The sequence below is a fragment of the Actinocrinis sp. genome, from assembly GCF_035650855.1.
Taxonomy (GTDB): domain Bacteria; phylum Actinomycetota; class Actinomycetes; order Streptomycetales; family Catenulisporaceae; genus Actinocrinis.
In genome coordinates, this window is record NZ_DASRGV010000154.1 from 1 (window position 1) to 10,329 (window position 10,329).

Here is a 10,329-nt window from a genome sequence, read left to right on the forward strand (position 1 = left end):
TGCTGCACCCAGGCGAGCATCACCGTTCTGCCAACAGACAACGCGAAATACGCCCAAGCCCTCGCCCACGGCACCAGTGCATGGCTGACCAGCTACAAATCCATCAGGGCGCAGAATGAAGGCGCCAACGGCTGGCTCAAAGGCATCGACACCTGCATCGCCACGGCCAAGCATCGCCGCGCCCGCGGACGCGTCGCCCAAACGCTCCTGCTCGCGCTCACGATCGCAATCACGAACCTGCGCAGACTCGAACAATTCGTCAGCGACAGATACGAAGACCCGGCCACCCTGTTGGATCACTTGTTGCCAGAAGACCAGGACGCGCCCGCCGACCACGACGCTGTAACGCCGCGAGACACGCCCGGCACTGCGCCACCCACAAGCTAGGCCCGGGCCCACCCACCAGGCGGGCCAGCACTCTGCGGAACCAAACAAAAGATCATGCCGAGGGGACCGCGAACCCAGGGAAGGTTCGCGGTCCCCTCGGCATGCCCGCGTGCGGACCAACCGGCTCCTTCCCGGACCATCACACCCTCCGGAAGAAGATCACGCGGCTCCCGGCTAACGAAAACAGCCTCCAACGCGAAGATCCCGGTCAACCATCTCTGGTTGACCGGGATCTCGTGAACGTTCAGCGAGCGAACTCGTGAACATCCCTGTGTAGCGGGGACAGGATTTGAACCTGCGACCTCTGGGTTATGAGCCCAGCGAGCTACCGAGCTGCTCCACCCCGCGTCGGTGTGTCTCTACTGTAGGTCGAAGGTTGCTGCGGAAGCAAATCGGATAGTTCGAAGCGGCTATCGCGCGGACGAGTTCTGTGATGAGTGGCTTGTTTGCGCAGGTCCGGGCGTTGCGGGGTGGCGGATTGGCTGGCGCGGGGGTCGGCGGGGTCTGGTTTCGGGGAGAATGGCGCCATGGAGAACGGGAAGGCCGCGGGTGCCATGAACGCCGCGCTGACGCAGTCGTTGATCGAGCTGGAGCAGCATGTCTCCCGCGACGGCTGGGACCAGGGGCCGCGCTTGTTCGCGCTGGCGGATACTGCGGCGCTGATCAAGGCTGAGCCGCGGCTGGCGGCTGCGCTGGCGCCGGAGACCGTGGAGGTTTCCGGGCTGGGGCCGATGCGGGCTTACACGTCGATCGAGCAGGAGGGCTTTCCCGGTGGGAAGGCGCTCGACGAGGCGCTGGCCGGGATCGGGTGGCCCGAGACCGTGGACGGGGCGGCGTTGGTGGTCGAGCGGGTCATGCTGCCGCCGGATGCTGAGGCGGAGATGCCTGCAGACGGTTCCGGGGTGGACCTGGACGCTTGGGTGGCCGCGCATCCGCAGCGGCAGGAGGTGCGGATCGCCGTGGGGGTGCTGAGGGACGGCTCACGGGACTGCGCGCTGAGGCTTCGCTCGCGGGATGCGGATGACGAGGTGCTGTCTGGGCCTGGGCTCGTGCCGAACCTGGAAGAGGCGCTGGCGCAGACGTTGCGGGATTGAGGGCGGGAAGAGAGGGGGGCGGGGAGGACGGGCGGTTGCACGATGAAGGTGCGGGCGGGGGCGTGGGTATGGGTATGAGTGTGCGTGCCGGGCGGGGTGGCGGTGCGAGGGGAAGAGCGGCTGGGTGACGGTGGGTCAGCAGCTCGGCGGGGTCTTGCCGGCACGGATGTCCGCCAGGGCGTTGAGCGCGTCCTGAAGGGTTGAGACCTTCGCCAACTCCAGGCCGGCGGGGAGGTTCGCCTTCGCGTCGGCACAGTTGTCCGCGGGGGCGAGGAACACCGTGGCCCCGTCGCGGCGGGCGCCGATCGTCTTCATCTGGATGCCGCCGATCGCGCCGACGTTTCCGGACGCGTCGATCGTGCCCGTGCCGGCCACCACCTTGCCGCCAGACAGGTCGCCGCCGGGGGTGAGCTTGTCGATGATGCCGAGCGCGAACATCATGCCGGCGCTCGGGCCGCCGACTCCGTTGAGCTGGATGCTCACGTCGAAGGGGAAGGTGTTCTCGCTCTCCACGGAGATGCCGACGACCGCCTTGCCCTTGCTGTTCTTCGTGGTGCTGGTCGTGACCGTCTGCTGCTTCGTGCCGCGCGAGACGACGAAGCTGACCTGCTGACCGGGCGTCACTTTCTGGATGACGTTCTGCACCTCGGCCAACCCGCTGTCGCCGCCGGTGGTGATCGCGGTGCCGTTGACCGACTGGATGATGTCGCCGGCCTGGAGCTTGCCGTCCGCGGGCGTGCCCGCGCTCACCGACGCGATGACGACCTCGCTGCCCTTGGGCTTGATGCCGAGGGCGCCGAGCGCCGCCGTGATCGCCGCGTCCTGCGAGTCGGTGAACGCCACCGCGTTCTCCTGGTCGCTCTGCTGCTGCGTCGTACCGGGCGGGTAGATCGTCTCCTTGGGCACGATCGCCTGGTCCGAGCTGAGCCAGCCGACAAGGGCCGTACCGAGCGGCATCTGGTAGTCCTGGCTCGACACGCCGACAGTCACCATGCGCAGTTGGCCGTCGGTCTTGTACGTCTGGTGGCCGGTGATCGTAATCAGTGGCGTGCCCTGATACGAGCCGAGTGTGTCGAAGGTGGGACCGGGGGTCATCTCCGCATAAGGCACCGGCTGGAAGTACACGCCGACTCCGAAGACGGCGAGAAGAGTTCCTGAGACGGCGAGCGTGACGGTGCGTCGGCGCGGCATGTGAACGACCCTAATGCACGGATCTGGAGGCGTGCAGGCGGGAGGGGGAATGGGAGCATGAAGGAAGGGGCGGGGGAAAGCAGGGTCAGTCGCGGGTGGAGACGGTGGGGCGCTGGGGCGGGGCGGGTTGCTGGGTACGCGCGAGGACCTGGCGGGCCCGCTGGTAGCGGTGCAGGGTGCCGACGTCCTCCCGGGCACGCCGGACGCGTCGCGCGACGGCTGCCACCAGGGCCGCTACAACGACTGCGACCGCCGGGATGGCCCACCAGACCAGGATCGAGAGCACGGATCGGCAGCCTAGATCAAATTCCGACCCAGGTGTGGGAGCCGTCCCGGAACTCCTCGCGCTTCCAGATCGGCACCTGCTCCTTCAGCGTGTCGATCAGGGTCCTGCACGCGGCGAACGCCTCGGCCCGGTGCGCGGCGGACGCCGCGACGACGACGGCGAGGTCGCCGACCTGTAGCTTCCCGACCCGGTGCACTGCGGCGAGCGCGGTGCCGGGGTGGTCGGCGGCCACTTTGCGCGCGACGTCGAGGAGTCGCTCGCGGGCGGTCGGGTGCGCGGAGTATTCGAGCTCGGTGACCTGCTCGCCGGGGCGTTCCGGGGTGTGGTCGCGGACGGCGCCGATGAACAGGTCGATGCCGCCGGCGTGGCGGTCGGTGACGGCTCGGAGCACCTCGTCCACGGACAGCGGGGTGTCGCGTACGTCGATGAGACGGACGGGGTCGGTCACGGACACCTCATCGTCGTGGAGGGTTGGTGGCGTCGCAGGGGGCGTGGGACTGGGAGACATAAGATCATCATCTCGGGAAGGGCCTGGCGGGTGGCGGGGCTCAGGTGGTGCGGCGCTTCTTGCGGGCGCGACGCACCAGGGCGGCGGTTCCGACCAGCGCGACGGTGGCGCCGGCCGCGCCGAGACCGGCGGCTGCGTCCTTCTTGCCGAGGCGGCGGGACAACGCCGCGTGGTGGCCCTCGATCTCGACGAGCAGCGCCTGGAACGCCTCGGCATTGCTGAACTCCGGCTGCCAGCCGGTGGCCTTGAGCTTCTCGGTGGAGACCGCCCACGGGTGCATGACGTACTGCAGGTCGGTGGCGGGGGCGGGGGTCAGGTGCAGCCGGTGCAGGCGTTCCGCGGCGCCGACGGCCAGCGACTCGGGCAGTTCCATCCGGCGCATCCCGGAGATCTCCTCGACCTCCTGCTGCCCGAGCCAGCCCTCGCTGCCGACCCCGAGCGGGCCGTCCACGTCGCTTAGTGCGGCGCGCACGAGGCCGGAGGCGAGGTCTTCGACGTGGCAGAACTGCCAGCACGGTTCGGAGTCCTTGACCACGAGCAGCCGGGGCGCCTCGAAGTGACGCGTGAAGACGGTGTCGATGCCGTGGCCGGTCAGGACGGCGGGGCGCAGGACGGTGACGGATAGACCGGGGTGCGCTTTGGGAGCGCGTTCGGCCAATCGTTCGATTTCCAGATAGTCGCCGACGAGCGAACCGTCCGGTACCGCACGCAGCGGTGCGTCTTCGGCGAGCGGCACCGGATTATCCGGGTACGCACCGTAGACGACGGCGCTGGTGAACAGGACGACGCGGCTCACTCCGGCGGCGGCTGCGGCGGTGAGGACGGTCTGCGTACCGCGCACGTTCCATGCGGTACGCGTCTTGGTGTCCGTGTCAGGTGAGGTGTCGATGTCTGCGTGGATGACGACGTCCACGTCCCCGAGCCGCTCGGCCAGGCCAGGATCGCGCGCGTCGGCTTGTCTGAAGACCACACCGGGTGCGTCAAGCCTGCGAGTGTCGAGCGCAACGGCCTTGCGTACGCCCTCGTGCCCGGCCAGGCGGACGGCCACCGCCGCGCCGATGACGTCGGCCGCTCCGGTAACCGCTACGGTGAGTCGCGCCGAACGGCGCCGTCCGCCTTCTGCCGGGGAACTCACAAGCACACTCCGATGGTTACTACGGTGAGGGGACGGGACACTCCGTTCACCGTAAAGTCTGTTCTATCCGTAGAGTGCGTGATCCCCGAGTGATTGAGTGGCCGTGCTTCCCGTGAACACCGCTTCTCGTGCGCGCCGCGTCAGGCGCGGTTGCGCCGGGGGTCCCTCTCCAGTGTGGACGATTGTCTAGAGGTTCGACGTGAACGACCACTCAGAAAGTGTCCCACCGAGCGGGGACGAGCCGGAGCCGGTGCCGTTCGAGGACATCGTCAAGGGGCTGGAGGGCCTCGGCGCCGACGTCGAGCGCGAGGCGAAGGAGGCCGAGCAGCGGGCGGCCCGTGAGCAGGCCGAACGCGGCGATCAAGAACGCCGGCAGGAGGGCGTGGGCGGCGCGGAGGCCGGGGCGAACCCGCTGGCCGGGCTGCTGGGCGCGCTCGGTCTCGGCGGGGCGGAGGGCGGCGACATGGGCGAGTCGCTGTCCAAGTTCGCCGCGGGGCTCGGGCAGCAGATGCCCGGGTTCGACCCGCAGATGCTCATGATGATGATGGGCCGCATCCAGTCGCTGATCAACAGCGGCGAGGGCCCGGTGAACTGGGCGCTGGCCAGGGACGTCGCCCGCACGGTGTCCGCCTCGCAGCCGGACCCGAGCCCGACCTCCGGCGAGACCGGCCCGATCGAGGACGCGGTCCGGCTGGCCGAACATTGGCTCGACGAGGTGACCGCCCTGCCGGCCGGCACCACCGGGGCGCTGGCCTGGAGCCGCGCCGAGTGGATCGAGAAGACGCTGCCGGTCTGGAAGCAGCTGGTCGAGCCGGTGGCGGAGCGGATGACCGGCGCGATGAGCGGGCTGCTGCCGGAGGCGGCGGCCGGGGCCGCGGCGCCGATCACCGGGATCGTGCGGCAGATGGGCGGCTCGCTGTTCGGGCACCAGGTCGGCACGGCGCTGGCGCAGCTGGCCACCGAGGTGCTCGGCTCCTCGGACATCGGCCTGCCGCTCGGTCCGGACGGCAAGGCGGTGCTGCTGCCGTCGAACGTGGCGGCGTTCAGCGCGGGTCTGGAGATTCCGGCGACCGAGGTGCGGCTGTACCTGGCGATGCGTGAGGTCGCCTATCACCGCCTGTTCGCGCACGTTCCGTGGCTTAAGGCGCACGTGCTGGGCGCGGTCGAGGCGTACGCACGCGGGATCACCGTGGATCAGAGCCGCATTGAGGAGCTGATGCGTAACGCGCAGTCTCCGGAGGGTCTGGCGAACCTGCAGAGCGTGTTCGAGGAGGGCATCACCTTCACCGCCCCGGACACGCCGCAGCAGCGCGCCGCGCTGGCCAGGCTGGAGACGATCCTGGCGCTGACCGAGGGCTGGGTGGACGCTGTGGTCAACGCGGCGGCCGCGCCGAACCTGCCGCACGCGGGCGCGCTGCGTGAGACCTTGCGGCGGCGCCGGGCCTCGGGCGGTCCCGCGGAGCAGACCTTCTCGGCGCTGGTCGGCCTGGAGATGCGGCCGCGGCGGCTGCGCGACGCGTCCCGGCTGTGGGCTTCGCTCGGGGACGCGCGCGGCATCGACGGACGCGATGACCTGTGGGCGCACCCGGACCTGCTGCCGACCGCCGAGGACTTGGACGACCCGGACGGTTTCGTGCACCGCGACGAGCTCGACATGTCCGGGCTGAGCGACATGTTCGGGGAGGACGAGCAGAAGGCGGCAGAGGAGAAGCCGGCCGACGAGAAGGACCAGGGCGGGGAGGACAAGAGCGGGGAGTAGTCCCTGCGGTTCACTCCCCGGCGGCTACCGGGCGGTCGGGGCTGGTAATCCAATCCGACCATGAGCCCGGGTATAGCGCGGCCCTGATCCCGGACAGCTCCAGCGCGAGCACTTCGTGCGCGGCGGTCACTCCGGAGCCGCAGTACACGCCGACCTCGCGGCCGTTCAGCCCGTTGGCGCCGAGCGAGGCGAAGCGGGTGCGCAGGATCTCGGTCGGCAGGAAGCGGTCGTCCGGTCCGACGTTGTCGCGGGTCGGTGCGCTCACCGCCCCGGGGATGTGCCCGGCGACCGGGTCGATCGGCTCCACGTCGCCGCGGAACCTGGCCGCGGCGCGCGCGTCGAGCAGCACTCCCTCGACCGCGAGTTTGGCCGCCCGGTCGGCGTCGATGACCGGCATCGCGCCGGGCACGGCGATGAAGTTCCCTGCGCCGGTCGCGGCGCCGAGTTCGGAGGTTCCCGGCGTGTCGCCGGAGATGGTCGGCAGGCCGGCCGCCGCCCACGCGGCGTATCCGCCGTCGAGCACCCTTACGTCGGAGTGGCTGAAATACCGCAGCAACCACCAGGCACGCGCCGCAGAGGTCGAGTCGGCTGCGTCGTACACGACGACGGTGCGGTCGTCGGACACGCCCAACGCGCGCATCGCGGCCTGAAAGTCCTCCGCGTTAGGCAGCGGATGGCGACCTCCCACGCCGTTCGGTGCCTGAGGTCCGGCGAGCTGGTGGTCCAGGTCGACGAAACGCGCGCCCGGGATGTGGCCGGCGGCGTAGAGGTCGCGGCCCGGCGGACCGGTCAGTGACCAGCGCACGTCGAGCAGTGTCACGGTCCCGACCGGTGTCTTCTCCTTGCCGACGCCGAGCAGTTCGGCCAGGCGTTCGATGGAGATCAATGGCGCACGGTCTACCGATTCAGGGGCCATAACTCGTCATCCTCGCACCTCGAGCAGGGGGACCAACCGTTCGGCCGCGGTCATCGAGCCGTGCATGCCGATCAGCCGGGACTCGACGACCTCGCGCTCGGAGGCGATCACCGCCCAGTCCCCGCGCATCGCGACCACGACGTCGCCGATCCGGTCACGCATACCCACATCCACGCCGGGACCGAACCAGCCCTCGGCGATGGCCTCCTCGCGGGAGCGCACCGCCGCGACGCCGTCGAGGCGTTCGGACCAGATCGCGAGTACGTCGCGCTCCGCGCCTGGGTGTGCGTAAACGTGTCGGGCTCGTGCCTCACCGCCGAGCAGCGCCACACCGGCCCGCAATTCCCAGTCGGTGTCGGCGTCGATGCGGTGCTCCAGGGGCACGTCGAGCATGCCGTGGTCCGCGATGACGTACAGCGAGGAGTCCTGCGGTAGCCGCTCGGCAAGCCATTGCACCAGCGCGTCGACGTAGCCGAGTTGGTCGCGCCAGGCCTGCGAGCCGACGCCCGCCGCGTGTCCGACGAAATCAAGCTGCGAGTAGTAGAGGTAGACGAGGGCCGGCTCGGGTTCCTCGAGCGCCTGAAGGGCACGCTCGGCCCGTACGTCCGGCGGCTCGGCTCCGGAGAAGTGTGCGCCGCGGAATACCGAGCGGGTCAGGCCGGATTCGGCGAAGCGCGGCGAGGAGACGTGGGTGACCGCGACGCCGGCCCGGCGCAGCCGCTCGAACATCGTCTCCCGCGGCTGCCATTGCAGCGGATCCACGTCCTGATCCCACTTCAGGAAGTTCATCAGCTTCCCGGTCCCCGGGACCATGAGCTTGTAGCCGAGCATGCCGTGCGCCCCGGGCGGCAGGCCGGTGCCGATCGAGGAGAGCGAGGTCGAGGTCGTGGAGGGGAAGCCGGCGGTGAGCGTGCGGCCGACGCCCTGCGGCCCGATGCCCTGCGGTCCGTTCTGCAGCAACGCCGCGAGGTAGGGAGCCGCGTCGGCGTTCTTGAGGATCAGCTCGCTGCCCATCCCGTCGACCAGGAAAAGGCACGCGCGGCGGACCGGGTGCAGCTCCCACAGATCGGCCGTCGTCGTGGTGGACGGGGCCGCGGACACGCCGAGAGCGGCGCCGATCGCGGGCAGCACGTCGCACAGTGCGCCCGCGCCGTAAGCCGGATAATCGAACCCGGCCTCCCCCTCGGCCGCCCCCGCGTCCACGCCGTTACCCGCGTCCAGCTGCGCCGAGTTCGACGGTGGCAGCCGCGAGCGCCTGGGCGAACTCGAGCGTCATCCGTACCGCATCCGGGCCGTCCGCACCGGTCGACACCCTCAGCGAGAGGTCGTCGCCCGTGACAGTGCCGGTATACCCGTGGTCGGCCTCGCAGTGCGGGTCGCCGCAGTTGGCCGGTTCGAGGTCCACTCTGCCCACTGCGCCCCAGCCGACCGTGAGCACGACCTCGCGCGGGAGCGTGCCGCGCACGTGCTTCGCCGGGTCGTCCACCACCCTGGTCACGACGACCGTCGAGACCCGGTCGAGCCGCACCGTCTCGGTCGAGGTGGAAGCGTACGAGCCCACCTGCGAGTCCACTCCGTCGAGCTCCGGCTCGGTGCCGTGCTCGTCGGTGTGGCCGACCACCAGCCGGCGCTTGGTCAGCGCGAGCACGGTGACGTGGCGGCGTACCTCCTCGGCGTCGAAGGTCGTCTCCTGGTGGACCAGATGGCTGATGACCGGTTCGCCGCCGAGCGCGGTCTCGACCGCCTCGGCGACCAGCGCCGGGTAGTAGCCGCTGCGCTCGATGGAGGCGCGCAGACCGGGGTCGAGGGCGCCGGAGTCGGTTCTCTGGGGCATAGCCCAATCCTCGCACTGCCAGGGCCCGCGCGCGTACATCGGGTGGCGGCCGGTTTCCGGGGCGTCGCGGCCGGTTCCAAGTGGTTCTGTCGGTGCCCGGCGGGAGGATGGGTGCCGCACAATGAGAGGATTCGCGCCGCGGCCGCAGCATTCGGCGGCGGCAGGGTCCGGTCCGACGCCAGTCGCGCCCGGATCCACCAGCCGGCAGACAGCACAGACGACAGGTACAGGAGCAGCGCAGCCATGGCCCGCCGCAGCGCACCCCAGGAGACTGACGAGCCGTTCGAGGAACGGATCGTCGAGATCGACGTGACCGAGGAGATGTCCAACTCCTACCTGGAGTACTCCTACTCGGTCATCTACTCGCGCGCGCTGCCCGACGCCCGCGACGGGCTCAAGCCAGTGCACCGGCGGGTGCTGTACCAGATGAACGAGATGGGGCTGCGGCCCGATCGCGGCTTCGTGAAGTCGGCGCGCGTGGTCGGGGAGGTGATGGGCCGGCTGCACCCGCACGGCGACGGGCCGATCTACGACACGCTGGTGCGGATGGCGCAGCCGTTCTCGATGCGGCTGCCCCTGGTGGACGGGCACGGTAACTTCGGCTCGCTCGGCAATGACGACCCGCCGGCGGCGATGCGGTACACCGAGGCCCGGCTGACCCCGGCCTCGCTGTTGATGACCGCGGACATCGACGAGGACACGGTCGACTTCGGCCCGAACTACGACGGCCAGGAGACCGAGCCGGACGTCCTGCCGGCGGCGTACCCGAACCTGCTGGTGAACGGCGCGGCCGGGATCGCGGTCGGCATGGCGACGAACATGCCGCCGCACAACCTCGGCGAGGTGATCTCGGCGGCCCGGCACCTGATCAAGAAGCCGGAGGCCTCGCTCGAGGAGCTGATGCGGCTGGTGCCGGGTCCGGACCTGCCGACCGGCGGGCGGATCGTCGGGCTGGACGGGGTGCGCGACGCCTACGAGACCGGGCGCGGCGTGTTCCGGATGCGGGCGACCGCGCACGTGGAGACGCTGCCCAACCGGCGCAAGGGCATCGTGGTCACCGAGCTGCCGTACGCCGTCGGGCCCGAGCGGGTCGTGGCGAAGATCAAGGATCTGGTGGGCGCGAAGAGGCTGGCCGGCATCGCCGACCTGAAGGACCTCACCGACCGGCAGCAGGGCCTTCGCCTGGTCATCGAGATCAAGAACGGCTTCAACCCGGAGG

Annotated in this window: 10 protein-coding genes, 1 tRNA gene and 1 pseudogene; 4 read left to right on the forward strand and 8 right to left on the reverse strand. The window is 70.2% G+C overall.

Annotation, left to right across the window (positions count from 1 at the left end; all coding sequences use genetic code 11):
* A pseudogene (locus VFB40_RS11830) lies at positions 1-387 on the forward strand (hypothetical protein); the annotation flags it as partial.
* 274 nt (positions 388-661) lie between these two features.
* Here the strand turns inward: VFB40_RS11830 and VFB40_RS11835 are convergent.
* Positions 662-735: transfer RNA gene (locus VFB40_RS11835), tRNA-Met, on the reverse strand.
* Positions 736-914: 179 nt separating this feature from the next.
* On the opposite strand from VFB40_RS11835, the gene VFB40_RS11840 reads away from it, so the two are divergent.
* On the forward strand, positions 915-1,481 hold the full coding sequence (locus VFB40_RS11840; RefSeq protein ID WP_324849910.1) for a PPA1309 family protein: 567 nt from the start codon (positions 915-917) through the stop codon (positions 1,479-1,481).
* 135 nt (positions 1,482-1,616) lie between these two features.
* Here VFB40_RS11840 and VFB40_RS11845 read toward each other — a convergent pair whose 3' ends face one another.
* From VFB40_RS11845 to VFB40_RS11860, 4 genes are all read right to left on the reverse strand, one after another.
* Positions 1,617-2,672, reverse strand: coding sequence for a YlbL family protein (locus tag VFB40_RS11845; RefSeq protein ID WP_324849911.1), 1,056 nt, complete (start codon positions 2,670-2,672; stop codon positions 1,617-1,619).
* Between the two features lie 85 nt (positions 2,673-2,757).
* Positions 2,758-2,958, reverse strand: a complete 201-nt coding sequence (locus VFB40_RS11850; RefSeq protein ID WP_324849913.1) for a hypothetical protein — start codon at positions 2,956-2,958, stop codon at positions 2,758-2,760.
* A 16-nt stretch (positions 2,959-2,974) separates the two neighbouring features.
* Complete coding sequence (locus VFB40_RS11855) at positions 2,975-3,466, reverse strand: molybdenum cofactor biosynthesis protein MoaE (RefSeq protein ID WP_414642080.1); 492 nt, start codon at positions 3,464-3,466, stop codon at positions 2,975-2,977.
* 40 nt (positions 3,467-3,506) lie between these two features.
* Positions 3,507-4,601, reverse strand: a complete 1,095-nt coding sequence (locus tag VFB40_RS11860; RefSeq protein ID WP_414642082.1) for an NAD-dependent epimerase/dehydratase family protein — start codon at positions 4,599-4,601, stop codon at positions 3,507-3,509.
* Positions 4,602-4,800: 199 nt separating this feature from the next.
* Between VFB40_RS11860 and VFB40_RS11865 the strand changes: the two genes are divergently transcribed.
* On the forward strand, positions 4,801-6,360 hold the full coding sequence (locus VFB40_RS11865; RefSeq protein ID WP_324849918.1) for a zinc-dependent metalloprotease: 1,560 nt from the start codon (positions 4,801-4,803) through the stop codon (positions 6,358-6,360).
* Between the two features lie 10 nt (positions 6,361-6,370).
* Here VFB40_RS11865 and VFB40_RS11870 read toward each other — a convergent pair whose 3' ends face one another.
* The 3 genes from VFB40_RS11870 to VFB40_RS11880 are packed head-to-tail and all read right to left on the reverse strand — an operon-like array spanning position 6,371 to position 9,110.
* A complete protein-coding gene (locus tag VFB40_RS11870) occupies positions 6,371-7,276 on the reverse strand; it encodes a sulfurtransferase (RefSeq protein WP_414642081.1) in 906 nt (301 codons plus the stop codon).
* A 6-nt stretch (positions 7,277-7,282) separates the two neighbouring features.
* Positions 7,283-8,479, reverse strand: coding sequence for an alkaline phosphatase family protein (locus VFB40_RS11875; protein WP_324849921.1), 1,197 nt, complete (start codon positions 8,477-8,479; stop codon positions 7,283-7,285).
* 4 nt (positions 8,480-8,483) lie between these two features.
* Positions 8,484-9,110 (reverse strand): DUF5998 family protein, encoded by a 627-nt coding sequence (locus VFB40_RS11880; RefSeq protein WP_324841461.1) that lies wholly within the window; start codon positions 9,108-9,110, stop codon positions 8,484-8,486.
* 243 nt (positions 9,111-9,353) lie between these two features.
* Between VFB40_RS11880 and VFB40_RS11885 the strand changes: the two genes are divergently transcribed.
* Positions 9,354-10,329, forward strand: a 976-nt coding sequence (locus VFB40_RS11885) for a DNA gyrase subunit A (RefSeq protein WP_324849923.1), incomplete at its 3' end; no start/stop codon positions are given.

Excerpts from the sequence above, each read along its gene's own strand:
- VFB40_RS11855 (WP_414642080.1), bottom strand. The coding sequence starts at position 3,466 with ATGTCTCCCAGTCCCACGCCCCCTGCGACGCCACCAACCCTCCACGAC.
- VFB40_RS11840 (WP_324849910.1), top strand. The coding sequence starts at position 915 with ATGGAGAACGGGAAGGCCGCGGGTGCCATGAACGCCGCGCTGACGCAG.
- VFB40_RS11870 (WP_414642081.1), bottom strand. The coding sequence starts at position 7,276 with ATGGCCCCTGAATCGGTAGACCGTGCGCCATTGATCTCCATCGAACGC.
- VFB40_RS11880 (WP_324841461.1), bottom strand. The coding sequence starts at position 9,110 with ATGCCCCAGAGAACCGACTCCGGCGCCCTCGACCCCGGTCTGCGCGCC.
- VFB40_RS11845 (WP_324849911.1), bottom strand. The coding sequence starts at position 2,672 with ATGCCGCGCCGACGCACCGTCACGCTCGCCGTCTCAGGAACTCTTCTC.